This is a genomic window from Ruegeria sp. MALMAid1280 (genome assembly GCF_049195285.1).
In the GTDB taxonomy this organism is placed as follows: Bacteria; Pseudomonadota; Alphaproteobacteria; order Rhodobacterales; family Rhodobacteraceae; genus Ruegeria.
The window spans coordinates 230,006-255,443 of sequence record NZ_JBMIRT010000041.1; the positions used below are offsets into that span (position 1 = coordinate 230,006).

Annotated in this window: 29 protein-coding genes; 16 read left to right on the forward strand and 13 right to left on the reverse strand. The window is 61.2% G+C overall.

Features of this window, described 5'->3' with window-relative positions; genetic code table 11:
* Positions 1-31: 31 nt before the first annotated feature.
* From moaB to ACOQFT_RS07340, 4 genes are read right to left on the reverse strand one after another with little or no spacing between them, the layout of a single operon-like run.
* Positions 32-574 (reverse strand): molybdenum cofactor biosynthesis protein B, encoded by a 543-nt coding sequence (moaB, locus tag ACOQFT_RS07325; protein WP_170402870.1) that lies wholly within the window; start codon positions 572-574, stop codon positions 32-34.
* A 6-nt stretch (positions 575-580) separates the two neighbouring features.
* A complete protein-coding gene (locus tag ACOQFT_RS07330) occupies positions 581-1,201 on the reverse strand; it encodes a LysE family translocator (RefSeq protein WP_421597289.1) in 621 nt (206 codons plus the stop codon).
* Positions 1,198-1,797, reverse strand: coding sequence for a metallophosphoesterase family protein (locus tag ACOQFT_RS07335; protein WP_421597356.1), 600 nt, complete (start codon positions 1,795-1,797; stop codon positions 1,198-1,200). Before ACOQFT_RS07335 ends, ACOQFT_RS07330 begins: the two co-directional genes overlap by 4 nt.
* On the reverse strand, positions 1,797-2,561 hold the full coding sequence (locus tag ACOQFT_RS07340; protein ID WP_421597357.1) for a uracil-DNA glycosylase: 765 nt from the start codon (positions 2,559-2,561) through the stop codon (positions 1,797-1,799). Before ACOQFT_RS07340 ends, ACOQFT_RS07335 begins: the two co-directional genes overlap by 1 nt.
* 46 nt (positions 2,562-2,607) lie before the next feature.
* Between ACOQFT_RS07340 and ACOQFT_RS07345 the strand changes: the two genes are divergently transcribed.
* The 9 genes from ACOQFT_RS07345 (at position 2,608) to ACOQFT_RS07385 (ending at position 8,776) form a co-directional block, all read left to right on the forward strand.
* Entirely contained in the window at positions 2,608-3,276 is a 669-nt protein-coding gene (locus ACOQFT_RS07345; RefSeq protein WP_421597290.1) for a scavenger receptor class F, member 2, read from the forward strand.
* Positions 3,277-3,335: 59 nt separating this feature from the next.
* The gene (locus ACOQFT_RS07350; protein WP_421597291.1) at positions 3,336-4,271 is read left to right on the forward strand and encodes an aspartate carbamoyltransferase catalytic subunit; all 936 of its coding nucleotides are present in this window, start codon (positions 3,336-3,338) and stop codon (positions 4,269-4,271) included.
* Entirely contained in the window at positions 4,268-4,786 is a 519-nt protein-coding gene (locus tag ACOQFT_RS07355; RefSeq protein ID WP_421597292.1) for a hypothetical protein, read from the forward strand. The genes ACOQFT_RS07350 and ACOQFT_RS07355 overlap by 4 nt, the downstream gene beginning before the upstream one ends.
* On the forward strand, positions 4,771-5,157 hold the full coding sequence (locus ACOQFT_RS07360) for a hypothetical protein (protein ID WP_421597293.1): 387 nt from the start codon (positions 4,771-4,773) through the stop codon (positions 5,155-5,157). The genes ACOQFT_RS07355 and ACOQFT_RS07360 overlap by 16 nt, the downstream gene beginning before the upstream one ends.
* The gene (pyrC, locus tag ACOQFT_RS07365; protein WP_421597294.1) at positions 5,154-6,434 is read left to right on the forward strand and encodes a dihydroorotase; all 1,281 of its coding nucleotides are present in this window, start codon (positions 5,154-5,156) and stop codon (positions 6,432-6,434) included. Before ACOQFT_RS07360 ends, pyrC begins: the two co-directional genes overlap by 4 nt.
* Positions 6,434-7,039 carry a glycerol-3-phosphate 1-O-acyltransferase PlsY gene (gene plsY / locus ACOQFT_RS07370; protein ID WP_421597295.1) on the forward strand — a complete coding sequence of 202 codons (606 nt, stop codon included), beginning with the start codon at positions 6,434-6,436 and terminating at the stop codon, positions 7,037-7,039. The genes pyrC and plsY overlap by 1 nt, the downstream gene beginning before the upstream one ends.
* Positions 7,036-7,305 (forward strand): hypothetical protein, encoded by a 270-nt coding sequence (locus ACOQFT_RS07375; protein WP_421597296.1) that lies wholly within the window; start codon positions 7,036-7,038, stop codon positions 7,303-7,305. Before plsY ends, ACOQFT_RS07375 begins: the two co-directional genes overlap by 4 nt.
* Positions 7,306-7,500: 195 nt before the next feature.
* A complete protein-coding gene (locus ACOQFT_RS07380) occupies positions 7,501-7,974 on the forward strand; it encodes a YHS domain-containing (seleno)protein (RefSeq protein ID WP_421597297.1) in 474 nt (157 codons plus the stop codon).
* A gap of 268 nt (positions 7,975-8,242) precedes the next feature.
* Entirely contained in the window at positions 8,243-8,776 is a 534-nt protein-coding gene (locus tag ACOQFT_RS07385) for an outer membrane protein (protein ID WP_421597298.1), read from the forward strand.
* 51 nt (positions 8,777-8,827) lie between these two features.
* Here ACOQFT_RS07385 and ACOQFT_RS07390 read toward each other — a convergent pair whose 3' ends face one another.
* A complete protein-coding gene (locus tag ACOQFT_RS07390) occupies positions 8,828-9,811 on the reverse strand; it encodes a quinone oxidoreductase family protein (protein ID WP_421597299.1) in 984 nt (327 codons plus the stop codon).
* 193 nt (positions 9,812-10,004) lie between these two features.
* Between ACOQFT_RS07390 and ACOQFT_RS07395 the strand changes: the two genes are divergently transcribed.
* Entirely contained in the window at positions 10,005-10,862 is an 858-nt protein-coding gene (locus tag ACOQFT_RS07395; RefSeq protein ID WP_421597300.1) for a DUF2189 domain-containing protein, read from the forward strand.
* 34 nt (positions 10,863-10,896) lie between these two features.
* Here the strand turns inward: ACOQFT_RS07395 and ACOQFT_RS07400 are convergent, their stop codons facing one another.
* Together ACOQFT_RS07400 and ACOQFT_RS07405 are read right to left on the reverse strand one after the other, a co-directional pair.
* Entirely contained in the window at positions 10,897-11,883 is a 987-nt protein-coding gene (locus tag ACOQFT_RS07400) for an NAD(P)H-quinone oxidoreductase (RefSeq protein WP_421597301.1), read from the reverse strand.
* A gap of 56 nt (positions 11,884-11,939) precedes the next feature.
* A complete protein-coding gene (locus tag ACOQFT_RS07405) occupies positions 11,940-12,632 on the reverse strand; it encodes a COQ9 family protein (RefSeq protein WP_421597302.1) in 693 nt (230 codons plus the stop codon).
* A gap of 111 nt (positions 12,633-12,743) precedes the next feature.
* On the opposite strand from ACOQFT_RS07405, the gene rpsU reads away from it, so the two are divergent.
* The 3 genes from rpsU to ACOQFT_RS07420 all read left to right on the forward strand — a co-directional run bounded on the left by rpsU (position 12,744) and on the right by ACOQFT_RS07420 (position 15,712).
* On the forward strand, positions 12,744-12,950 hold the full coding sequence (rpsU, locus tag ACOQFT_RS07410) for a 30S ribosomal protein S21 (protein WP_005614280.1): 207 nt from the start codon (positions 12,744-12,746) through the stop codon (positions 12,948-12,950).
* Between the two features lie 300 nt (positions 12,951-13,250).
* Positions 13,251-14,327: a CAP domain-containing protein gene (locus ACOQFT_RS07415; RefSeq protein WP_421597303.1), complete on the forward strand. Its 1,077-nt coding sequence runs from the start codon at positions 13,251-13,253 to the stop codon at positions 14,325-14,327.
* A 248-nt stretch (positions 14,328-14,575) separates the two neighbouring features.
* Entirely contained in the window at positions 14,576-15,712 is a 1,137-nt protein-coding gene (locus ACOQFT_RS07420) for a CAP domain-containing protein (RefSeq protein ID WP_421597304.1), read from the forward strand.
* A 55-nt stretch (positions 15,713-15,767) separates the two neighbouring features.
* On the opposite strand, the gene ppk2 is transcribed toward ACOQFT_RS07420, so the two are convergent.
* Positions 15,768-16,685, reverse strand: a complete 918-nt coding sequence (gene ppk2, locus ACOQFT_RS07425; RefSeq protein ID WP_421597305.1) for a polyphosphate kinase 2 — start codon at positions 16,683-16,685, stop codon at positions 15,768-15,770.
* Between the two features lie 283 nt (positions 16,686-16,968).
* On the opposite strand from ppk2, the gene ACOQFT_RS07430 reads away from it, so the two are divergent.
* Positions 16,969-17,715, forward strand: a complete 747-nt coding sequence (locus ACOQFT_RS07430) for a CPBP family intramembrane glutamic endopeptidase (protein WP_421597306.1) — start codon at positions 16,969-16,971, stop codon at positions 17,713-17,715.
* Between the two features lie 96 nt (positions 17,716-17,811).
* On the opposite strand, the gene ACOQFT_RS07435 is transcribed toward ACOQFT_RS07430, so the two are convergent.
* Entirely contained in the window at positions 17,812-18,270 is a 459-nt protein-coding gene (locus ACOQFT_RS07435; protein WP_421597307.1) for an Lrp/AsnC family transcriptional regulator, read from the reverse strand.
* A gap of 137 nt (positions 18,271-18,407) precedes the next feature.
* Here ACOQFT_RS07435 and ald point away from each other — a divergent pair, with 137 nt between their 5' ends.
* Positions 18,408-19,526 (forward strand): alanine dehydrogenase, encoded by a 1,119-nt coding sequence (ald, locus tag ACOQFT_RS07440; protein WP_421597308.1) that lies wholly within the window; start codon positions 18,408-18,410, stop codon positions 19,524-19,526.
* A 189-nt stretch (positions 19,527-19,715) separates the two neighbouring features.
* Here ald and ACOQFT_RS07445 read toward each other — a convergent pair whose 3' ends face one another.
* Both ACOQFT_RS07445 and ACOQFT_RS07450 read right to left on the reverse strand, forming a co-directional pair.
* Positions 19,716-20,477, reverse strand: a complete 762-nt coding sequence (locus ACOQFT_RS07445; RefSeq protein WP_421597358.1) for a mechanosensitive ion channel family protein — start codon at positions 20,475-20,477, stop codon at positions 19,716-19,718.
* Between the two features lie 220 nt (positions 20,478-20,697).
* Positions 20,698-21,147 (reverse strand): YtoQ family protein, encoded by a 450-nt coding sequence (locus tag ACOQFT_RS07450; protein ID WP_421597309.1) that lies wholly within the window; start codon positions 21,145-21,147, stop codon positions 20,698-20,700.
* Between the two features lie 226 nt (positions 21,148-21,373).
* On the opposite strand from ACOQFT_RS07450, the gene ACOQFT_RS07455 reads away from it, so the two are divergent.
* Positions 21,374-21,679 carry a hypothetical protein gene (locus ACOQFT_RS07455; protein WP_421597310.1) on the forward strand — a complete coding sequence of 102 codons (306 nt, stop codon included), beginning with the start codon at positions 21,374-21,376 and terminating at the stop codon, positions 21,677-21,679.
* 272 nt (positions 21,680-21,951) lie between these two features.
* Here ACOQFT_RS07455 and pheT read toward each other — a convergent pair whose 3' ends face one another.
* Entirely contained in the window at positions 21,952-24,348 is a 2,397-nt protein-coding gene (pheT, locus tag ACOQFT_RS07460; protein ID WP_421597311.1) for a phenylalanine--tRNA ligase subunit beta, read from the reverse strand.
* A 78-nt stretch (positions 24,349-24,426) separates the two neighbouring features.
* Positions 24,427-25,221, reverse strand: coding sequence for an alpha/beta hydrolase family esterase (locus tag ACOQFT_RS07465; RefSeq protein ID WP_421597312.1), 795 nt, complete (start codon positions 25,219-25,221; stop codon positions 24,427-24,429).
* Positions 25,222-25,438: the final 217 nt, after the last annotated feature.

The window sequence follows — 25,438 nt, forward strand, 5'->3', positions numbered from 1 at the left end:
GCGGTTACAAACAGTTATACGTGCAACCAGTCTACTTCCGTCGCAGATGTTCGTCCAATCGGGGCATTATTTCCACGAAATTGCAGGGGCGGTGGCGGTAATCGAACTGTTTTTCCAGAATCCCGTCCCAGGCATCCTTGCAGGCGCCGGGGCTGCCGGGCAGCGCAAACAGATAGGTGCCGCCCGCCACGCCGCCCGTGGCGCGGGATTGCACGGCAGAGGTGCCGATCTTTTCCATTGAAATAATGGTGAAAACGGTGCCGAACGCCTCAATTTCCTTTTCATAAACGTCGCGATGCGCCTCAACCGATACATCGCGGCCCGTCAGGCCGGTCCCCCCGGTCGAGATCACCACGTCAATCTCGGGATCACCGACCCATAGCCGCAGCTGGGCCGCGATCTCGCCCCGTTCATCCCGGATGATCTTGCGGTCGGCCACCGAATGGCCGGCGCGCTCGATCCGGTCGACCAGCGTCTGACCCGAGCGGTCCTCGTCCAGCGAGCGGGTATCCGAGACGGTCAGAACGGCGATCCGAACCGGAATGAACTCCTTGCTTTCATCAATGCGCGACATATGGCGTCAGGCCCTTTCCATGATGGCAAGCCGGACGGCAAGGGCGGTGAAAATCCCCCCCGTCACCCAGCCCATGATACGAGAGGCGCGCGGGTTCGAGATCAGAACCTTGCCCGCGCCACCGGCAAAAATACCCACCAGCCCGTTCACGACAAATCCGCCCAGCGCGATGATGACGCCGAAGATCAGGAATTGCGGCAGGATCGGGCCGGCGGCGGGGTTCACGAATTGCGGGATAAAAGCCAGCACGAACAGGATAACCTTGGGGTTGGTCAGATTCACCACCAGTCCGTCCCGAAACGCAAACCGGGTGGGTTTGGCTGGCGCATCGCCGGATACCGCTCCGTTCCGGATCGCGCCCCAGGCCAGATACAGCAGATAGGTCACGCCCATCCAGCGGATCACGTCGAACAGCCACGGCAGGCTGTTTACCGCCGCACCCAGGCCCAGGCCGGCCAGCAGAACGTGGACCATCAACCCGGCCGACACACCTGCGCTGGCCACCAGCGCCGGTCGGGCGCCGGACCGCAGCCCCTGACCAAAGCAGAACATCATGTCGGCGCCGGGCGTGAAATTCAGCGCCAGAGCTGCCGGGATGAACGCCAGCAGAGTGACCGTTTCGATCATAAGGTGACCTCGAACCAATTTACCTTGGGGCCAAGATTGGCGATCTGCGTGCGCCCTAGCGCGCCGCGATAGCCCCAGCTGTCATGGATATGGCCGCACAGCGCGTATTGCGGCTGCAACCGTTCGACCGCGTCGCGCACGGCGACCGAGCCGACCGCGTCGCCCTGCGACGTGACATCGCCATATCCTTTGGGCGGAGAATGCGCGATCAGAATATCCGCGCCATCGCAGCGGTCCAGCAACTCGGCAGCCTCGGCATCGGTCAGGTCGCAGGACCAGTCGCCAAAAGGTGTGACCGGCACGCCGTAGCCCAGCCCGAACAGGCGCAGACCGTCCATGGTCATGCCGGTGCCGTGCAGCACATGGCCGCCTTCGGGCGCGGCGTCTGCCAATTCCTGCGCGCTTTCCGCATTGCCGGGCACCATGACAAACGGCGCAGTGATGCCGGACAGCATCGCCATCGCTTCCTGCAGGCCTTGCCGCATGTTGCAGAAATCCCCGGCTCCGATCACCAGATCGGCCTCGACACTGGCGGCCACGACCTCGGCCGCGCGGTTGCGGGCCATATGCAGGTCGGAAAAGGCCAGAATGCGCATCATTTCCCCTCCAGCCGGGCCCTGAGTTCAAGCAGATCGGCCCAGGCCTGCCGCTTCATCTGCGGCTGGCGCAGCAGATAGGCGGGGTGGAACATCGGGATGACCGGCAGGTTCAGTGCCTGATCCCATTGCCCGCGCAGCCTTGTGATCCCACGTTTGCCCAGCACTGCCTGACAGCTGATATTGCCAATGATCACCAGAACCTCGGGCTTGGCCAGTGCCACGTGGCGTTCGAGGAAGGGCTTCATCATCCCGATCTCTTCGGGTTTGGGGTCGCGGTTCTGCGGTGGCCGCCACGGCAGGACATTGGTGATATAGACGTTCTGGCTGCGATCCAGATCAATCGCCGCCAGCATCCGGTCCAGCAACTGTCCGGCGCGTCCCACGAACGGCTTGCCCTCGCGGTCTTCCTCCCGGCCCGGAGCCTCGCCAATGATCATCACCCGCGCGCCCGGCGTGCCGTCGGCAAACACCAACTGCCGCGCACCGCGTTTCAGCTCGCAATGATCGAACCCGTCCATCGCGGCCCGCAATTGGTCCAGCGACCCGGCGCTTTTGGCGGCGGACATTGCGACCGCGGCGGGGTCCACCTTTTTCGGCTTTTCGGGCGCGGCTTGCACTGCTGCGGGTTTCCTGGCCTTGGGCGCAGTATCGGGCAGCGCATAGCGGTCGATCGGCGCATCGCCGATCGCGTCTGTTGCGCCCAGTTCGATTTGCCAGTCCAGCAGCCCCCGCGCGGTATGATAGTCCAAAGCCGATTCCATACCCCTCAATCTAACCAGCTTTTGATCGAGGGAAAGCGAATAGGCCTTGATCGGACCGTTCATCGCACCGACCATTGCGGTGTTCATGTTGGTCCTGTTGCGATTCCTTTTGATTTCCCTGCTGCTGATCCCGCTCAGCGGCCCATCCTTTGCGCAACTGTTCGACCGCAACGGCCAATGCCGCCCCGGTCAGTTCCAATGCGGCACCCGCTGCTGTTCCGGCGGACAAAGATGCAGCTTTGACGGCCACTGCATCCCGCTGGGCGGCACCTATTGCGGCGGCGGGCGCACTTGCGGACCGTTCGAACGCTGCGTGGCCGGGGGCACCCGCTGCGCCCCTGCGGGGGCCAACAAATGCTATTCGCGGCTGGATTGCCCCGGCGGCACCTTCTGCAACGCGCGCGGCGAATGCGAACGGACCTCACCCGAGTTTGACCCGAAGACCGCCATCGAAGGGCTACCCTCTCTATGCGACGACGGCCAATCCTGCGCGGCGGGCACATCCTGCCTGCCGGGCGGCGGATGCACGCGCCCCGGCTGGTTTTTGTGCGAAGAAACCGACTCGCAATGCCGCCCCGGCTTCAAATGTTCCGAGCATCAGGGCTGCGTGCCGATCAAGGCGGTCGATTGCGGCTATGGCAAGTGGTGCAAACCCGGTGAGCAGTGTTTGCCCGAAGGCGGATGCGAGAAACTGCCCGAAGGGTCTGAACCTTAGGTTGCCCTCGCGCGCGCGGCTTCCTATAAGCGGCTCGATTGTCAGACAGGAGCCCGCCCATGCGTTTCGCCCATCGTCACCTTCTTGGCATCGAGCATCTGTCGCAATCCGATATCACCGCTATCCTTGATCTGGCCGAGAAATACGTCGACATGAACCGCCAGTCGACCAAGCATTCCGACGTGCTGTCGGGGCTGACGCAGATCAACATGTTCTTCGAAAACTCGACCCGCACGCAGGCCAGTTTCGAACTGGCCGGCAAGCGGCTGGGCGCGGATGTGATGAACATGGCGATGCAGGCCAGCTCGATCAAAAAGGGTGAAACGCTGATCGACACGGCGATGACGCTGAACGCGATGCACCCCGATCTGCTGGTGGTGCGGCACCCGCATTCCGGCGCCGTCGATCTGCTGGCGCAGAAGGTGAACTGTGCCGTTCTGAATGCGGGCGACGGGCGGCACGAACACCCGACGCAAGCGTTGCTGGATGCACTGACCATCCGCCGCGCCAAGGGGCGTCTGCACCGTCTGAACATTGCCATTTGCGGCGACGTGGCCCATTCCCGCGTCGCGCGGTCAAACCTGATCCTGCTGGGCAAGATGGAAAACCGCATCCGCCTGATCGGCCCGCCGACCCTGGTGCCCGGCCAGTTCGCCGACTTCGGCGCCGAGATCTATGACGACATGAACGAAGGTCTGAAAGACGTCGATGTCGTGATGATGCTGCGGCTTCAGAAAGAACGAATGGATGGCGGCTTCATCCCCTCGGAACGCGAATATTATCACCGCTATGGTCTGGACGCGGAAAAGCTGGCGCTGGCCAAGCCCGATGCCATTGTCATGCACCCCGGCCCGATGAACCGCGGGGTCGAGATTGACGGCACGCTGGCCGACGATATCAACCGATCCGTCATTCAGGAACAGGTCGAGATGGGCGTCGCCGTCCGCATGGCCGCGATGGAACTGCTGGCCCGCAACCCGCGAGACGCCGCATGAGCAATCTGACCGTCGCCCCCTATGAACGCGGCGTGATCCGCCTGTTCTCGCTGGACATGCGCCCGGAAGAGGCAAAGTTCCTGCGCGAACCGGGCGCTGCCGATCAGGTCTTGGGCGTGACGGGGCTGGGTACGGATCAGATCGACGTTTTTCCAGTCTCGGACCTCGAAGACCTTGGGCTTTACGGCTATCTGAACGAGGGCTGTGGCGTGTCCGCCGATCAGTTGGACCGCACCGCGCTGGAGGCCATCGACGGCTGGGTCATGGTCGTCCGCAGCGCCGCCTTTGGCGACCGCGCGGCAACGCTGACACCGGACCCGAGGCTGCATCTGGCCGGTCTTTATACCGAGGAAGCCACCAACTGGACCGGTGGCCCGATCGAAACCGAAAGCGCCAAGCCGTTCTCGGCACCCCAAACCGCGCCGCAGGATGACCGGCCCCGCCGCATCGGCTCGGCCCTTCTGGCGCTGGTGATCCTGCTGGTTATCGGAGGCGCCCTGTGGCTGATCCTGTGACCTTCGCCCCGGACAAAGGTGCCTATATCCGCACCAACGCCTGGCTGGCCGCCTTTGCGATGGCCGGCGCAATGATCATCCTCTGGCTGATCGGCAATCCCTACCCCTGGACCGGCGCACCCGCAGGCCTCGCTGCCATCGGCATCCGGGCGTGGTATCTGGCCTCAGAAGAACTGGTCGCCGCGTGGGAGATGACCGACACCGCCCTCACAGGTCCAGGCCCGCGCAAGGTGGCGCTGAACCAGATCGAGGCCGTCAATGTCCTGGGCAGCTTTGTCCAGATCGTCACCAAGGGCGGCGACAAGCACCTGATCAAGTATCAGGCCGATCCCGCCGCCACCAAAGCCGCAATCGAAAGAGCCATGGCATGAGCAACCTGATCTTCTCCAACGCCCGCCTGATCGACCCGGAATCCGGCTCGGACGGCACCGGCTGGCTGCATGTGGCCGAAGGTCGGATTGCCGCGCGCGGAGACGGCGAGGCCCCGGCCCTGGACGGACAGGTCATTGACTGTGGTGGGCATTGTCTGGCCCCCGGCATTGTCGATATCGGCGTCAAGGTCTGCGAACCGGGTGAGCGTCACAAGGAAAGCTACAGGTCCGCCGGTCTGGCGGCAGCGGCTGGTGGCGTGACCACCATCGTCACCCGCCCCGATACGCTGCCCGCCGTGGACACGCCTGAAACGCTGGAATTCGCCACCCGGCGGGCGCAGGCGGATGCGCCGGTGAACGTGCTGGCCATGGCCGCCCTGACCAAGAACCGTGAAGGGCGCGAGATGACCGAGATCGGCTTTCTGCAGGATGCCGGGGCCGTCGCTTTCACCGATTGCGATCATGTCATCGCCAATACCAAGGTGTTTTCCCGCGCCCTGACCTACGCACGGTCCTGTGGCGCGCTGGTCATCGCCCACCCGCAGGAACCCGGCCTCAGCAACGGTGCGGCGGCCACAAGCGGCAAGTTCGCCGCCCTGCGCGGCCTGCCTGCGGTGTCGCCGATGGCGGAACGCATGGGGCTGGACCGCGACATCGCGCTGTTGGAAATGACCGGGGCCGCCTATCACGCCGACCAGATCACCACCGCCCGCGCCCTGCCCGCGCTGGAACGGGCCAAGCGCAACGGGCTGGACATCACTGCCGGAACCTCGATCCACCATCTGACATTGAACGAACTGGACGTGGCCGACTATCGCACCTTCTTCAAGGTCAAACCGCCACTGCGGTCCGAGGACGACCGGCAGGCGGTGATCGACGCCGTGCGGTCCGGTCTGATTGACATTATCAGCTCGATGCACACGCCGCAGGACGAGGAAAGCAAGCGCCTGCCGTTTGAAGAGGCGGCCTCGGGCGCAGTGGCGCTGGAAACACTGCTGCCCGCGGCGCTGCGCCTGTATCACGCGGACCAGCTGGACCTGCCGACCCTGTTCCGCGCCATGGCGCTGAACCCGGCAAAACGGCTGGGGCTGGAGCAGGGCCGTCTGGCCGAGGGCGCCCCCGCAGATCTGGTGCTGTTCGACCCGGATGTGCCCTTTGTGCTGGACCGGTTTTCATTAAAATCGAAATCGCAGAACACCCCGTTTGACGGCCAGCGGATGCAGGGTAAGGTCACTGCAACCTATGTAGCAGGCCAAGAAGTTTACCGGAGACCCTGATGCCCTTACTCGACAGCACGACGACCCAGTTGATCCTCTGGGCCGCGATTGGGTATCTGATGGGATCGGTCCCCTTTGGTATGATCGTCGCCAAGATCATGGGGCTGGGCAATCTGCGCAATATCGGGTCAGGCAATATCGGCGCGACCAATGTGCTGCGGACCGGCAACAAGGGCGCCGCCGCGTTGACGCTGGTTTTTGATGCCGCGAAGGGGGCGGCTGCCGTATTGCTGGCCCGCGCATTGGCCGGAGAAGACGCCGCCCAGATCGCCGCCCTGACCGCGTTTCTGGGCCATTGCTTTCCGGTCTGGCTGGGGTTCAAGGGCGGCAAGGGCGTGGCCACCTTTCTGGGCCTGTGGCTGGCGCTGGACTGGCGCGTGGGCGTGGCCTGCTGTTTAAGCTGGCTGGTCGCCGCCGCAATCTGGCGGATTTCTTCGCTGGGCGCGTTGGTCGCGGCGGCAATGTCGACCATCTGGGTGTTGCTGCTGACGGATGGTTCGACCTTTTTCCTGGGCATCGCCCTGACCCTGCTGGTCTATTGGCGCCACAGCGCAAACCTGGCGCGGATCAGGGCCGGGACCGAACCCAAAATCGGCCAGTCTTGATCGCCCCCGACGCGTTTCTGTCCGCATTTTTTGCCATCCCTCTCGGCTCGTCCGCCGGGCAAAGCCAAGGCAGGCGGTATATCGTCAGCCGCACGGAACTGGCCGGCGGCAAATCTCACAAGCTGGTCGCGCATGAACTGGGCGGCGGCGACTTTATCAGCCTGAACCTTTACCTGACCGACAGCAGCGGCGCGTTGCTGCGACCGTGCGAGATGCCTGCCGAAAAAGTCATCACCTTCGTGGTGGCGTTCGAACCCGACGCCTGAGGTCGAAATGCGCGAATTTGAACAGCGCCCCTTCGCCGTCGCACATTCACAATTGATTGTTTTGAACGTGATGATGCGATTGCCCACTTCGGTTGCGTGACGGCCAATTCCCGGTCGCACGGACAAAAATCCCAAGGGATGTCCAGGCGTAATTTCAGCGCCGCCGGACCGCCCGTTTCACGAAAGGTGAAAACAATGAACAAGATCAAATCCATCATTGGCGGCGTTGCGCTGTCCGTTGCAATCGCAAGCTCAGTCCTGGCCGCAGGCGTTGAACTGAACGCAAGCTCGACCGGTCTGGCACTGCAGGGTTACGACCCGGTTGCTTATTTCACCGAAGGTCAGCCGACCAAAGGCGATTACCGCATCACCGCGCTGCACAATGACGCGCTGTACCGCTTTGCCACTGAGGAAAACAAAGTCGCGTTCGAAGAGAACCCCGAAGCCTACCTGCCCGCATACGGTGGCTACTGCGCATTCGGTGCCGCGATGGGCTTCAAGTTCGACGGTGACCCGACCTATTGGAAGATCGTCGACAACAAGCTGTACCTGAACCTGTCGCAGGACATTCAGGAACGCTGGGAAGGCGATATCCCGGGCTTTATCGACAAGGCCAGCGCCAACTGGGAGACCATTGCCGACAAGACCCCGGCAGAACTGCAGCAATAACCCGCTGACAGAAATCACCGGATCGGCGGCGGATCACTCTGCCGCCGATTGCCATTTGCAACACCCATTTTGAGAACCTACATTTAAAGGAAAGGACACGCCCCGTTTTAGCGGGCCGGTGCCGCCACCGATTACAAACGCGGCGCATCTTTTGGGTCGCACACTATTGAACAAACTGTGATCCGGTCGTGAAACCGGACCGTAGTGATCAATACATACGCAGGCAGCGCGGATTTGCTGCAGGCCATTTCCGATGAAAGGACATAACATGAAAGGTAAGTTTCTTCTCGCCTCAGTGATCGCGGCCTTTTCCGCGGGTGCGGCCGCAGCGCAGTCCTCGGGCAATTGGACCGGCTTTTATGGCGGCTTGCAGCTGGGTTACGCCGACATTAACACCAGCGCATCGGGCGTGGACGGAGACGGCGTGATCGGTGGCATCATCCTGGGCTATGACTACGACCTGAGCGATTGGGTTGTCGGTCTGGGTTTCGACTATGACTGGACCGGTATCGGGCTGGCCCCCGGCGTCGAGGTCGAAGAGGTCTGGCGCGTCAAGGCGCGTGCGGGCTACAAAGTGACCTCCAACGGCCTGCTATACGGTGTCGGCGGCTTTGCCGAAGCCGGAACCGATAACCTGGGCAGCGAAGACGGCTGGTTCATCGGGGCTGGTTATGAACAGATCGTCGCCCCGAATATCAGCGTGGGTGGCGAAATCCTCTATCACGAATTCGACAATTTCGACCGCACCGGCATCGACGTGGACGCAACCACCGTGCAGGTGCGCGCGGCCTACCGGTTCTGATCGGGCAACAGGTCAGCAACGGACCCGGCCCCATGGGCCGGGTTCTGCGTGTCAGGGTTCCAGAACCGTGCTGCCGGTGGTCTGCCGGGCCTCAAGCGCGCGGTGGGCCTCGGCGACCTGATCCAACGGAAAACGCTGGTCGATGTGGAGTTTGACCTCTCCGCCCTCGACCTTGCCGAACAGGCGCCGGGCCATCGCCTGACAGACCGTGTGATCGGAAATATGGGTGAACAGGGTTGGCCGGGTGACCTTGAGCGAGCCCTTCTTGGCCAGAATCCCGATATCCATCAGCGGCACCGGCCCAGACGCGTTACCGAACGAAATCATCATTCCCAAAGGCTTCAGGCTGTCCAACGAACCGTTGAACGTATCCGCTCCGATCGAGTCCATCACCACGTCCACGCCCTTGCCGCCGGTGATCTCGGCCACGCGTTCGGCAAAGTTCTCATTGCGGTAATTTATGCAATGGGTCGCCCCGTTGAACTGGGCCAGACTGCATTTTTCATCCGTCCCGGCGGTGCCGATCAGGGTGATCCCCTCGGATTTGGCCCATTGGCAGGCGATCAGGCCCACACCTCCCGCCGCCGCGTGAAACAGCACGGTATCGCCGCGTTTCAGCGGCGTGGTGCGGTGAAACAGGTATTCCACCGTCATCCCCTTGAGCATCATCGCTGCCGCCGCATCAAAGGATATGCCGTCGGGCAAGGGACAAACCTGCGCCGCGGGCATCACCCGCGCATCGGCATAGGCGCCCGAGGGCGCGGCAGCATAGGCGGCGCGCTGGCCGGGCTCCAGATGGGTCACGCCCTCGCCGACGGCTTCGATCACACCTGCGGCCTCCATGCCCAAAGCGTGCGGCAGGTCCATCGGATACAGCCCCGTGCGCTGGTAGACGTCGATAAAATTCAGCCCGCAGGCGTGGTGACGGATGCGCACCTCTCCGGGACCGGGGTCGCCCAGGGGGCGGTCTTCGATCTTCAGAACTTCGGGGCCGCCGTGTTCGTGAATGACGACGGTTCTTGCCGTTTGCTGCATGCTGACCTCCTGTTGCCTGCAGCCAAGCTAACACGCCTGATAATAAGGGCAATCGGCACGATTCCGCACCGCGCAACCGCAACGCGAAAAAATGTGCTATACTCATGACCAGGCGTTGCCGGCTGGTCCGGCCACGGGCAACCGATGCCGGAACCACCCTGCTGCGCGGATACGCAAAGGGAGGGGAAAGACGATGGCCAAAACGATTGGAAATCCGATCACCTGGACCGCCCGGAATATCGGCGCGACCGGTGATCATATTGCGGAAAGCGTGAACCGCATCGGCAGCGCGGATACACGGCACCTGCCAGAGGTACGGACCCTGACGATGCAGGATCTGCGCGCCTGTCTGCGGGCCGGTTACAATGATTTTCTGGAAACACGGGCAGATGCCATATTCATCGTGCTGATCTACCCCATTGCAGGGTTGCTGATGTTCGGCTTCGGACTGAACCGCAACATGGTGCCGCTGCTGGCACCGCTGATTCTGGGGTTTGCCCTGATTGGCCCGGTCGCCGCGGTCGGCCTGTATGAAATCAGCCGCAAACGCGAAAAGGGGGGCGAGGTCCATTGGCTGGACGCGTTCGGGGTGTTCCAGTCGCCATCCTTCGGGGCAATCCTGATGCTTGGCTTTTATCTGGTCATGTGGCTGCTGATCTGGCTGATGGTAGCGCAGAGCATCTATGTCCACACGCTGGGCCCCGACCTGCCCACATCCATCGGCGCCTTTGTCACGCAGGTGTTCACCACCGGCGCGGGCTGGACGATGATCATCTTCGGCAACGCGGTCGGGTTCCTGTTTGCTCTGGTCGCGCTGGCCATCAGCGTGGTCAGCTTTCCGCTGTTGCTGGATCGCAAGGTGGGGCTGCCGGTGGCGGTCGTGACCTCGGTTCGGGTGCTGCGCCACAATCCCGGAGTGATTCTGGCATGGGGATTCATCGTCGCGGCCCTGTTGGTCCTTGGTGCGATCCCGATGATGCTGGGGCTGATCGTGGTGATGCCGGTACTGGGTCACGCCACATGGCATCTGTATCGCCGCGCGGTGGCCTGACGGACGACGCGCGGGACAAGCCCGCGCCGCCCGGTTAACCCGCGACTTTCAGGACGATCTTGCCGATATGGCCCGAGCTTTCCATCCGCGCATGCGCCGCTGACGCCTCTGCCAGATCGAACTCGCTGTCCATGACGGGGGCAACCTTCCCGGCCTCCAGCAATGGCCAGACCGCCTCGCGCAGTTCTTGGGCGATCTTCGCCTTGGCCAAATCACTTTGCGGGCGCAGGGTGCTGCCGGTCAGGGTCAGGCGTTTGACCATCATCAGGGCAAAGTTCAGTTCGACCTTCGGCCCCTGCAGAAAGGCGATCTGCACCAGACGGCCATCCTCGGCCAGCGTTTTGACATTGCGCGGGATATAGTCGCCGCCCACCATATCGAGAATCAGGTTTGCACCGCCCTCGGCCCGCATCACGCCGACGAAATCCTCATCGCGGTAGTTGATCGCCCGCTCGGCACCCAGCTTGACGCAGGCCTCGCATTTCTCATCCGAACCGGCGGTGGCAAAGACACGGGCGCCAAAGGCGTGAGCCAATTGGATCGCCGTGGTACCGATGCCGCTTGAACCGCCATGTACCAGAAACCGCTCGCCAGCCTTCAGCCCGCCACGCATGAAAACGTTGGACCAGACGGTAAAGAAGGTCTCGGGCAGGCAGGCGGCCTCTTTCATGCCCATTCCGGTCGGAACCGGCAGGCAATGGGCAGCAGGCGTGGCCACGTATTCGGCATATCCGCCACCGGGCAGCAGCGCGCAAACCTGATCGCCGACCGAAAGCCCCTCGACCCCCGTACCCACCGCAACCACCTCGCCAGATGCCTCCAGCCCCGGCAGATCGCTGGCACCCGGAGGCGGGTCATAGGCCCCGGCCCGCTGCAACGCATCGGGGCGATTCACACCCGCATAAGCAACCTTGAGGATCACCTGGCCGTTTTGCGGCTCGGGCACCGGGCGTTCGGTCAGTTGCAGAACATCCGGGCCGCCAGGCTGCGAGATTTCTATGGCGCGCATCGTCTGGGTCATGGGCAAATCCTCCTTTGCCCAATGCCTAGCAGGCAAATTCAGGAAGGCCCAGATACTTACTTGCGCGGGTTCAGCATCCCGGGCAGGTCGGCTCGCATTTTCATCGGTGGTTTCACCTGACTGGCGAACCAGTTCGGCACCGAAAGGAACGGCTTGAACAGCGGATTGTCGTTCACCTGCGCCTTGAGCTTTTCGAATTGCATGACGTTGTCGATGCGGCGATCCAGAAACTCCCACGTTTTCTCATGATCCGGAGACTCATCCCCCAGCCAGAACAACAGGGTCGAGGAATAGACCCCCGACAAGGTCGCGCGCTTGGTGTACCAGTTCACATCGTCCGAGGTATCGCCCAAAGTGTCCCAGATCAGATCGCAGGTCTGCCACAGCGCCTTGGCCCCGTCCGCCGCATGGGTCGGCAGGGAAAACAGCGTCATGCCGCGGCGCACCAGTTCCTTGTCGGTCACGGCCTCAAGCCGGAACCGGACGCCGGCCGCCACGCGGTCGCGGAATTTCATCTCGCTCAGGTCGGTGGATTTCAGGCGGTCTACCATGGCCGCATCGCCGCGCGCATGAAACGCCAGCGCCAGATCAACCGCACTGAGGGGGCAGATTGCGCGTGCCAAACCGTCATCCAGATCGCAATCGGTGATCGCAGCGCGAAAGCTAGCCTCGGACCAGCCATCAAACGGCACATGGATCAGGATCGCGTCCAAAAGCTGTTGTTTTGCATCTTCATAAGTGACAGTCATGGCGGTTCTCCGGTTCTCGGGGCCAGTACTAGACAAGATAGACCGGCTTTGCTATACGGCCAACTCCTGCAATTTCCTTGCAACTCTATCTAGAAAGGTGGTGACAACCACATGCAGGTTAGTGTTCGCGACAATAACGTCGATCAGGCGCTTCGTGCCCTGAAGAAAAAGCTGCAGCGCGAAGGCGTGTTCCGTGAAATGAAGCTGAAGCAACATTTCGAGAAACCGTCCGAGAAAAAAGCGCGCGAGAAAGCTGAAGCGATCCGCCGTGCCCGTAAACTGGCACGCAAGAAAGCCCAGCGCGAAGGTCTGCTCTAAGAGCTGCCTGAGTCTCGTCCAGCTTTGGATGACACTAATTGACGACCCCCGAGGCCCCGCCCGGGGGTTTGTCGTTTCTGGCACCGGTTGTATTTCGCCGAATCATCCACCGCTTTAAGCGGCAAGCTGCCAGATCCGGCACAGCAACATTTTGCCCGGCAATTTGCAGCGCAGCGAATCTCTGACCGGCAGCATGCACCTGCCGGATTTCGCCTGAATCCCCGCCTCCTCTGTCCGTCCGTTCGGTGCCCCCTGTAATTGGCCCGGTCTGCACAGACGACCACTCAAACGGAGGCTACCATGTCGACTGCAAGTACATTCGAGCAAGAAATGCTGGCGCTGATCAATGAAGAGCGCACATCCCGCGGGCTGAACCCGCTGAAACTGGAAACCCGCCTGAATGACTCGGCCGAGGATCACAGCGCCTGGATGCTGAACACCGATACGTTCAGCCACACCGGATCGAACGGGTCCAGCGCGACCGAGCGGATGCAAGATGCCGGGTTCGACTTTTCCGGCAACTGGCGGTCGGGTGAAAACATCGCCTGGCAATCGGAACGCGGCGCGCAGGGCATCAGCGATGATGTCGAGCAACTGCACCAGAGCCTGATGAACAGCCCGGGTCACCGCGCCAATATCCTGAACCCCGATTACGAATACATCGGGATCGGCATCGAAGAAGGCAATTATAACGGCTGGGACGCCGTCATGGTGACCCAAAACTTTGCCACCACAGATGGCACGGTTGTATTGGATAACGGCGCCGCACCGATCCCACCGGTGGAAGAGCCTCTTGCCGAAGACCCCGTGGTGGAAGAGCCCGACGTCACCGAGACCGAGGAACCGACAGACGAAACACCCGACACCGACGTCACCGAGACCGAGGAACCGGCAGACGAAACGCCCGATACCGACGTCACCGAAACTGAAGAACCGGCAGACGAAACGCCTGACACCGACGTCACCGAGACCGAGGAACCGGCAGCCGAAACGCCCGATACCGACGTCACCGAAACTGAAGAACCGGCAGACGAAACGCCTGACACCGACGTCACCGAGACCGAGGAACCGGCAGACGAAACACCAGACACCGACGTCACCGAAGCCCCGGCGGATGATTGTTTCGACGTGGAAGGGTTCCTTGCGGCGATCGAAGACTTCGTGAACGACCTGCTGGTCCTGGTTGACGATTTCCGGCTGAACGATGCCCCGGCAACTGAGACCGCTGAGGTTGAGGATGACTTCATGCTGACCTGGGACATGTGTGACGACGCCCCGGCCGAAACCGATGTCACGTTGGACATGGGTGCGGACATGCAGGACGATTTCTTCACCTTCGTCTCGATCGACAACGCCTGCATGATGGACTTCGTCTAAGCTTACATCCGGCACGCGGGGCGCCTTTTCGGTGCCCCGCCCTTACGTGCGGGTCAATCTGCGCAGGAATCCGCACAAATGAGGCAAAACCGGCGGTGACAATTCGCTCAGCAGGCCGGGGTGTCCGGTTTGTGACCTTATCCCGTCAAAGTCTCGCCATTAATGTCCAGCCAAAATTACGCAATCCACTGGAGGCAGAATCATGTCAACCGCTAGCGATCTTGAACGGCAGATGCTTGCATTGATCAATGCAGAGCGCGCACAGGCGGGGCTGCCCCCCCGTCCAGCTTGAACTCAACCTGAACGAGGCCGCCGAAGACCACAGTCAATGGATGTTGAACACCAACCGGTTCGACCATACGGGTGCCGGCGGCTCGCAGCCGTGGGACCGGATGGAAGATGCCGGGTTCAACTTTGCGGGCAACTGGCGCGCAACCGAGAACATCGCCTGGCAGTCCGTTCGCGGCGAACCGGGCCTGTCCGACGACGTTGTGGACCTGCATAACAGCCTGATGAACAGCCCCGGCCACCGGGCCAACATCCTGGATTCGAATGTCACCCTGGTTGGAATCGGCATCGAGGTCGGCAATTTCGACGGCTATAACGCGATCATCGTGACGCAGAACTTTGCCCGCACCACAGGCGCGGTTCAACTGGATACCGGTGGCTCGACACCCGCACCCGCCCCTACGCCTACACCTGCAGAGCCGGGACCTGAATATGTAAACGCCGGCACGGTCGGTGATAACGGGGATGACTGGTTCGCCCTGCACCTCAACCAGGCCGGGTCGCTGGAAGGGCCCGGCGGCAGCGACACGCTTAACGGTGCAAACGGCGATTTCCTTCACGGCGGCACAGGCAATGACACGGTTATCGGATATGGCGGCAATGACGTCCTGATCGGCGGTCAGGGAACAGATCTGCTCAGAGGCGGTGACGGAGACGACTTTGCTCAGGGCAGCCGGGGCAATGACCAATTGCACGGCGGCAATGGCAATGACATATTGTTGGGCGGCACCGAGAATGACCGGATTCAATCGGGCTACGGCAATGACATCCTGCGGGGTGAACGCGGCCAGGATGACCTTTTTGGCGGAGAGGGCAACGACATTCTGTATGGCGGCCGCGACGACGACGATCTGACTGGCGGGTCCGGTTCAGACCTGTTCGTCTTCACCTCCGGGGCGGACACCGTTTTGGACTTCTCCAGTGACGACTACATCGATCTCAGAGGCCCGGCCTCGATCACCGGGTACAGCGATCTGATGAACAATCACATTTCGCAATCCGGCAACGATGTTGTGATCGATGACGGCAACGGCAACAGCCTGATTCTGGCGAACACGCAAGTGTCAGAGCTGACACAGGACTTTTTCCTGTTCTGATGCGCCCGACATTCCAAACTGAAAACGCCCCCGGTTTCGGGGGCGTTTTTTGTGATCAATAGATCTTGGGCACGTGCAACTCATCCGGCAGGACGCGGCGCTCGTATTCCGGGTTGTAGCGCCTGTCCGGCAGATTGACCTTTTCCTGCGGCACATCCGTATAGGGGACTTTGGTCAGCAAATGCTCGATACAATTCAGGCGCTCGCGTTTCTTGTCATTGCCTTCGACAATGTACCACGGTGCCTCGGGGATGTTGGTGCGGAAGAGCATATCTTCCTTGGCCTTGGTATATGCCTCCCAGCGGATGCGGGATTCCAGATCCATCGGTGACAGTTTCCACTGTTTCATCGGATCGTGAATGCGCATGAGGAATCGCAGCTGCTGTTCCTCATCCGTGATCGAGAACCAGTATTTCAGCAGGATGATCCCGGACCGCACCAGCATCCGTTCGAATTCGGGAACGTCCTGGAAGAACTGTTCGACCTGATCGTCGCTGGCAAAGCCCATCACCCGCTCGACCCCGGCGCGGTTATACCAGGAACGATCGAACAGAACGATTTCCCCCGCTGCAGGCAGGTGCGGAACATAACGCTGGAAATACCACTGACTTTGTTCACGTCGGCTGGGCGCGGGCAGAGCCACGACGCGGGCCACCCGCGGATTCAGACGCTGGGTGATGCGTTTGATCACACCCCCCTTGCCCGCACTGTCACGGCCTTCGAACAGAATGCAGACTTTGGCCCCGGTATGCTGCACCCAGTCCTGAACCTTGATCAGCTCGGCCTGCAGGCGCAGCAGGTTGCGAAAATAGACCTTGCGATCCAGCATGTCCGGGTGCTGGTCCTTGTAGATCTTGCGGACTTCCATCGAGAGCATCGGCTCGCTGAACTCAATCTCGAAATCTTCGTCCAGCGTGTCTTCCAACTCGGCTTCCAGCCAGTCTTTGGGGGCGTCTTCGTTTTCATAAGCCAAGGTCACATCCTTATCGTCTATCGGGTCCGGACCGTACAGGGCGCGTGTAACCGCCTGATGTCATCAGAGAAATTGATGATACTCCCGCCAAGTCTGCGCTGCGGATACCAATACAGGCAACGCAGGCGGGCGTTCGGTCTTCCCCTTTTTGAACCCGCAAGCGGTGGGATACAAGCGTAAGAATTGCCGCATTGCCAACGGGTTGGCCTAAAGCTGCCGCTTCCACCCTTGCCACGGACCACAATCCAACGGCAAAAACGACCCGTCAAAGCATGAGACGACCGTGGCGCATTTTCTCTCTCTTCTGCCCGCTATTTGGCCCTGGTTCATCCTGATTGCCGCACAAACAGGCGCCGCGTCAGGCCAGCAGAGGCTGGGCCTGACCCTGCTGGCCGCGTTTGGCTGCATTGCACTGATGCTTGGATTGGCCACACCACTGGCGGTGGGGATCGCCGGCATTGGGTTGCTGGGGGCTGCAAGGCTGCGCCGCCTGTCCGGACCTGTGGCTTTGGCAGGACATCTGGCGCTGATTCTGTGGTGCCTCGCGCTGGCGGCGCATCTGGTTCCCGGATTTCACAACCTGCTGGTTCTGGATCAGGTGCAGGCCGGGCCAGACAGCACCACCTTTACCATGTATCTGAATCTGGACAAGCCGCTGGTTCTGTTTGCCGTCCTGCTGGTCTGGCCCGGAATGATCCAGGGCAGCAAACCGATCAAAGCCGCGCCGCTGTTGCTCGGTTTGCTGCTGCTGCCCGCGCTGTTCCTGCTGGGGCTCGCCACCGGCGCGGTCCGGCCCGAGATCGACCTGCCCCCGTGGTGGTTGATCTTTGCACTGTCGAACCTGTTTCTGACCTGCCTCACCGAAGAGGCCTTTTTCCGCGGTTACCTGCAATCGATTATAACCTCAAAAACCGGGGCCTCCTTCGGGATCGTAGCGGCCAGCCTGTTATTCGGTCTGGCCCACGCGGGCGGAGGCCCGGCGCTGGTGGTGTTCGCCTCGATCCTCGGGGCGGCCTGTGGGTTGGGCTAATATGCAACGGGGCGGCTTTGGGTCCCGGTTCTGATGCATTTCGGTTTCAACGCCTTGCATCTGGCCCTGTTCACCTACCCCGGTGCAGTCTGAGCGTCATACCGGCAGGGCAGTGGTCTTGAACACCGTGCGCAACGCGAATGAGCTTTGCATCTGCGCCACGCCTGGCAGGCGTGACAGGTATTGGCGGTGAATGCGGGCAAAATCCTCGGTGTTTTCGGCAACGACCTTCAGGATGTAATCCGCCGTGCCCGCCATCAGATGACATTCCAACACGTCGGGAATACGGGCGACGGCTTTCTCGAACGCGTCCAACAACTCTTCCGCCTGTCCCTGCAAGGTGATCTCGACGAACACCGTCGTCGGCACATTCATCTTGCGCGCATCCAGCAGCGCCACGTAGTTGCGGATATAGCCGTCCGCCTCCAGCCGCTGCACCCGCCGGTGGCAGGCTGACGGAGACAGATTCACCTGCTCGGACAGTTCGGCATTCGACATACGGCCGTCCCGCTGCAGGGCCGCCAAAATCTTTTTATCTGTCGCATCCACGCTCATTGGCGCAATTCCTTTGCAGAGATTTAGCAGTTTAACGGAAATTTTCCCGAAGAAAAGTCAATTCGCGGGCAGAGTTTCACAGAAATTGCGCATCGGAATGCCCATAATTTAAGCAGTTTATGAATGGAGGAGCAAAAATGAAAATCGGTTGCCCCAAGGAAATCAAACCCCAGGAATTTCGCGTCGGCATGACCCCAAACGCCGCGCAAGAGGCCGTCGCGCGCGGACATGAGGTCCTGATCGAAACCAATGCCGGTCTCGGCTCGGGCTTCGACAACGACGCTTATATCGCTGCAGGCGCGCGGATCATCGACACGGCGGAAGAGGTGTTCGCCACCGCCGACATGATCGTCAAGGTCAAGGAACCGCAAGCGGTCGAGCGCAAGATGCTGCGCGAAGGTCAGCTGCTGTTCACCTACCTTCACCTGGCTCCCGACCCGGATCAGACTCATGACCTGTTGGAATCGGGCTGCACCGCGATTGCCTATGAAACCGTGACCGACGCGAACGGTGGCCTGCCTCTGCTGGCGCCAATGTCCGAGGTTGCTGGTCGTCTGGCGCCTCAGGTTGGTTCCTGGACGCTGCAAAAAGCCAATGGCGGCCGTGGTGTTCTGATGGGTGGCGTGCCCGGTGTTGGTCCGGCCAAAGTCATCGTGATCGGTGGCGGTGTAGTCGGTACTCACGCAGCCAAGATCGCTGCGGGCATGGGTGCAGATGTCACTGTGCTGGATCGGTCGCTGCCGCGCCTGCGTTACCTCGACGACGTCTTCGGTGGCACATTCAAAAGCCAGTACTCGACAGCCGGCGCAACCGCCGAGCTGATCCAGGATGCCGACATGGTCATCGGCGCGGTTCTGATCCCCGGCGCGGCAGCTCCGAAGCTGGTCACCCGCGCACAGCTGTCAACCATGAAGCCCGGCGCGGTTCTGGTGGACGTGGCCATCGACCAGGGCGGCTGCTTTGAGACATCGAGGGCGACCACCCATGCGGACCCGATCTACGAGGTCGATGGCATCATGCACTACTGCGTCGCCAACATGCCGGGCGCAGTTGCGCGGACATCGACCATTGCCCTGGGCAATTCGACGATGCCGTTCATGCTGTCGCTTGCAAACAAAGGCTGGAAACAGGCCTGTCAGGACGACCCGCATCTGTTGGCCGGCCTGAACGTCCATGCCGGCCAACTGACCTATGACGCGGTCGGCGAAGCTCTGGGCATCGATGTCGTATCGCCCAACGTGGTGATCAAATCCTGAAGCACTCCCGCCCCTGAAAGCGCCCTCTGACGAGGGCGCCTGCAGCGTTGGGCCAGGCGCCGCACCTGCGGTGCGGCGCGGTTGCGTGAAGCGCAACGGTCCCGCAAACGAACCGGCGCCGCGCGGTCAGCGCGGCGCCGGGCCCAACCGGAGGAGGGCATTTCAATGCCCGATCGACGGACGGGAGGCTTACGCCTTTTTGTGAATCTCCACCGAATGCGGATACGGGATCGACACGCCCTTGGCGTCGAACGCCTCTTTCACCGCTTTGGTCACCTCGAATTTCACGTCCCAGTAATCCGCCGCAGCACACCACAGGCGCGCCGTCAGATCGACCGAGCTGTCGCCCAGATTGGTCACGCGCACCCAGGGCTCTGGGTCGCTGTGAATCCGTTCATCCGCCTTGGCGACGTCCAGAATGGTCTGCATCGCCTCATCCGCGCTGTCGCCATAATCGATGCCAAACACCAGATCGACACGTCGCGTGTCATGAGCCGAGTAGTTGGTGATGATCGAGCCCCAGCTTTGTCCGTTGGGCACAATGATCTGCACATTGTCCGGTGTCACCAGTTCGGTGGTGAACAGGTTCAGGTCTTTCACTGTCCCTGCGGTGCCGCCAATATCGACATACTGGCCCAGCTTGTACGGACGGAACACCACCAGCATGACACCGGCGGCCAGATCGCTGAGAGTTCCCTGCAGCGCCAAACCAATGGCCAGCGACGCGGCACCCAGAATGGCAACGATACTGGTGGCCTCGATACCGAAAATCCCCAGAACGGCGACCAGAACCATCGCAAGGATGACCCATTTGACCAGGCTTGCGGCGAAATTGCCCAGTGTCGGGTCAATCTGCGGGGCCGCGTTGATCCGGCGACGCACCAGTCCTCCGATCGCTCCGGCAACGATCCAGCCCAGGATCAGAACGACCAGCGCCTTGACCGCGCTCATGATTAGCGGTGCAAACGCGTTCACCTGTGTTACGACGTCATCCACGCGACTCTCCTTTCCACAACAATAAACCCGCGCCTTTCGCGCGGGATTTGCCGAAGTCTTAGCGAAAATTGAATCGTGGTCTAGGTGCCAGTTGCCCCGGTTTTCCCCGTTAATCGGCAGGTCCAACAAGGCAACCCCCGCGTGCACGGGCGGCCAAAATCCGTGTTGTTCCTTTTTAACCCGGCAGTTTCCCGGTCAACACATAGCGCAGTACCTCAACCACCTGACTCGGTTCTTCAGCCACGGCCAACGCGGCGGCGTCGACCTCTTTTAGCGCGTGCTGGTGATCGGCGCCGTGTAGCACGATCAGTGACTTACCCAGCGCTGCCGCATAACCCGCGTCAAAGGCGGCATTCCACTGTTTGTACTTTTCGCCAAAGCGGACCACGACCACATCCGCATCCGCGATACCCTTGCGGGTGCGGATCGCGTTGACCATCGCGCCCTTGTGGTCGTGCCAGTATTTGTTCGGCTCGGCGCCCAGAATGGCCACGCCGCAATCATCACTTGCGGCGTGATCAGTGACCGGACTGTTGAAGATGATATCCAGCCCCTGTGCGCCGTCGATGATCTGATCGCGCCAGTCGGTGTGGATTTCTCCGGACAGATAGACGTTCAGGCCCATGGGTGTCTCCTTTAACCTTTTGCGGCGACCCTAATGCTATTGCTGCGACAACCCAAGAGAGGGATCAGGCAAACCGGGCTGATTTTCCCGCTGCAACCGCAAGAATTGAAACGGTCGCTGGCCACCCTCGCAATTTTCGACAGAGTTCAAGTAACGCAATGATTTGAAACAGTTTCCGAGGCCACTTTCAGGTGGCAACAACGGAGCGCAAGGCAAGGACGGAATTATGGGCGGATTTTTCGACGGGTTTGATCGGCAGGCATCGATTACCAAGCTGAATCAGAACAACCGGGATATGAAAGACATGGCCAAGGGCATTGGTCAGGTCGTTGCCCAGGCGGTCGCGCAACAAGAGCGCACTAACGCTGAAACCGCGACGAATGAGGAGCTTTGGGAAGAGATATTCAGACTTCAACAAGACGTCTTGGACTTGAGATACAGCATCGACAAAAGAGAATGCCATCGCTTGGCGGACGAAGCCCGAACTCACTACCTAATGTCGTTGCGTCTGCCGAGAGAGTGGAATAACTAATCCGGCACGCATACTCGCTTACAATGATCCAGATACCCTTCGCATTCCGTCGGGTGATCGCAAAGGCGAAGAAATGACGCCTGCTGACCATGCGTATCTAGATTCTTTTGTCAAAAATTTTGTCGAACACTTCGCTAAAAAGTGGCCCTATATAGAGAACTGGAAGGACTTCTTGCACGAAAAGATCTCGTACTGACCAGTCGTCGGAAACTGAAAGAGGGGCTCCGATTTCGGAGCCCCTCTTTCTTTGAATGGTCATGCAACCCGACAGCTTACCCTCGCAAAACACCGCCGGTCGCCTTGGTGACCTTGGCGATGATCTTCTCGGCCACCGCCTCGATGTCCTTTTCCTTCAGCGTCGCATCCGTCGGTTGCAGGCGTACGGTGATGGCCAGAGATTTCTTGCCCTCACCCAGGCTGCCACCGATGAATTCGTCAAAGACGCGCACATCCTCGATCAGCGCTTTGTCGGCACCGGCAGCGGCGTTGGCAAGCGTCAGTGCCTCGACCCCCTCGTCGACGACAAAGGCAAAGTCACGCTCGACCGCTTGCAGATCGCGCAGTTCCAGCGCGGCGCGGGTTGCACCGGATTTACGGGGCAGAGGCACCTCGTCTGGCCAGATGGTAAAGGCCATTGCCGGGCCTTTGATATCCATCGCCTGCAGGATACGCGGGTGCAATTCACCGAACACGCCCAGCACCTTTTTCGGGCCCAGACAGATCTTGCCGTGACGGCCCGGATGCCACCAGGCATCACCGTCGCGCAGGATCTGCACCTTGGAGGGCGCCCCGATGGCAGCCAGCACCGCCTCGGCATCGGCCTTGGCGTCGAACACATCAACCGGGCGCGAGGCGCCGTGCACGTCCTTGGGACCATTGCGGCCAACCAGCAGGCCGGTGATCTGGGTTTTCTGGTCGCCGGGCTCGCCATCATGGAAGACGGGGCCGACCTCGAACAGGGCCACGTCCGCATATCCACGTGCCTGATTGCGGGCCGCGGCCTGTAGCAATCCGGGTAGAAGATCTGGGCGCATGTGGCTCATCTCGGACGAGATCGGGTTTTCCAGCTGAGTCGCCGCGTCTCCGCCACCGAACAGCGCCGCCGAGGTCTGATCAATGAACGTATAGGACACACATTCGTTGTACCCCAGCGCCGCACAGGTGCGCCGCGCCATGGATTGACGGCGCTGCGTCGGGGTCATCACCGGTTTCGGGATACCCTCGGAAATACGCGGCAGCGGTTTACCCTGCAGCTTGGTCAAAGACGCAATCCGCGCGACCTCTTCCACCAGATCGGCCTCGCCCATGATATCAGGACGCCAGCTGGGGACATGTGCCATCTCACCTTCCAGACGGAAGCCCAGACGGGTCAGGGTCTGACGCTGCTCGCTTTCGGGAATGTCCATCCCGACCAGAGACTGAACCCGCTCGGCATCCAGCTTGAAGGCGCGCGCATGGTTCGGGGCTTTGCCTGCCTCAACCACCTTGGACACTTCGCCACCGCAGATATCCAGGATCATCTGCGTCGCCTGCTCCAACCCTTCCAGCGTATATTCGGGATCAACACCGCGCTCGAACCGATAGCGCGCGTCCGAGTTGATCTTCAGCGCACGACCGGTCAGCGCGATCTGCACATGATCCCAGAACGCGCTTTCGAGGAAGACGTTCACAGTTTCCTCGGTGCAGCCGGTTTCCTCGCCGCCCATGATACCGGCAATCGACTCGGGACCCTTGTCGTCCGAGATCACCATCATGCCGGGCTGCAGGGTGTATTCCTTCTCGTCCAGCGCCACCAGCGTCTCGCTGCCCTTGGCGCGGTGTACCCGCAGGTTACCCTGTACCTTGTCCGCGTCAAACACGTGCAGCGGGCGGTTCTGGTCGAAGGTCATGTAATTGGTGATATCCACCAGAGCCGAGATCGGACGCAGGCCAATCGCCTTCAGCTGATCCTGCAGCCACTGCGGGCTGGGGCCGTTCTTCACGTTCCGGATCAGGCGGCCGGTGAAATGCGGCGCACCGTCCAGCGTGTCGTCGTCAATCGTCACCTTGATCGGGCTTTCGAAATCCCCCGGCACCGGCGTGTAGTCGCGCTGTTTCAGCGTGCCGACGCCGCGCGCCGCCAGATCACGTGCAATCCCTGCAACACCCAGCGCATCGGGGCGGTTTGGCGTGATCGCAATCTCGATAACCGGGTCGATCTTGGACGGGTCGTTCTCGGCCAGCCAATCGATGAACTTGTCACCCACCTCGCCCGAGGGCAACTCGATGATGCCGTCATGTTCGTCCGACAGTTCCAGCTCGCGTTCCGAGGCCATCATGCCAAAGCTTTCGACGCCGCGGATCTTGCCGACACTGATGGTCAGGTCCAGGCCGGGGATATACATGCCCGGTTTGCAAACCACGACGGTGATGCCTTCGCGTGCGTTGGGCGCACCACAGATGATCTGCAGCTCACCTTCATCGGTAGCTACCGTGCAAACCCGCAGCTTGTCGGCGTCGGGATGTTTCTCGGCGTGTTTCACGTAGCCCAGCGTAAAGCCCGCCAGACGGTCCGCAGGGTTCACGATCTCTTCGACTTCCAGTCCAAGATCGGTCAGCGTCTCTGCAATCTCATCCACCGACGCATCGGTATCGAGGTGGTCTTTCAGCCAGGAAAGGGTGAATTTCATTGCTACAGGCCTTTTTGGGCAAACATCCAGTCGGCACAGGCAATGACAAAGAATGGGCCGGGGTGCAAGCGCCCTGCGTCACGGATAGCTGGGGGTGCGGCCCAAAAGCTCGTCCAATTGCCAGCCGATCCAGCCATGGGGGATGAAATGCCCGCCGGGATGGGTGTCCAGCGTGACCTGCCCCAGCGCGCAATCGGTCCATTCCAACCGGCTGAGCGTCAGGAACGGCTTCACGCTCCAATCCCCGCGCGGGGTGGCGCCGTTGCAGTTGTATTTCGCCCGCCACAGCGCCACCGGATAGGTCGTTTCGCCGCCGGGGCCAAAGGGGAAATCCATCACCGTATCGTCCAGCCCATGCACATGGCGCACCTCGCGCGGGGCTTCGGGGCAGGCTTCCGTCTGACGGATACTGCCCGCAACGGCCAGCAGCGCCGCGATGTCGTCGCCCGACTGGCAGACATAGCGCCACGCCATCGCGCCGCCAAAGGAATAGCCCGAGACATAGATGCGCTCCGGATCAATCGGATACCGCTTGGCGACATCCTCCAACACCCGGTCGGCAAAAGGCACATCGCCGGTATCCGCCGACCAGAAGTTCCAGCTTTTGCCCAGCCCGTTCGGGGCCACCAGCAACACACCGCGCAGCTTCGTCGCCCCCGCGATCCGTTCATGGTTCACCACCACCGTTCCCTGCCGGGACCAGCCGTGGAAGTGCAACAACACCGGCAGAGGCGTTACCCCGTCCCACCCGTCCGGTTCCAGCACATGGTACGAACGGTCGCCCAAGGGGCAGGCGGCATCCCCATGACACTCCCGCGCGGCCAGCGCCGGAGAGGCCGTTAGCATCAGAAAGAAAATCAGTCGGTATATCATAGGCCGGAGCCTACTGCCCCCACGCCCGCTGTCACTTAACAACCCCGTGGGGGCGTGTAACAAGCCGCGCTGTCGCCAGACCGCGGGGTGGCGATCCTCGGGTCGCGGTGGGCAGTTTATGTTGGCCAAACCCGTGTATGGTTCAAACGTTGTGCCGACGGAGACAAATCGCCAGCCCATCCGAGCGGTCTAGCGATGGCGCAGTGGCCTGTCGGCC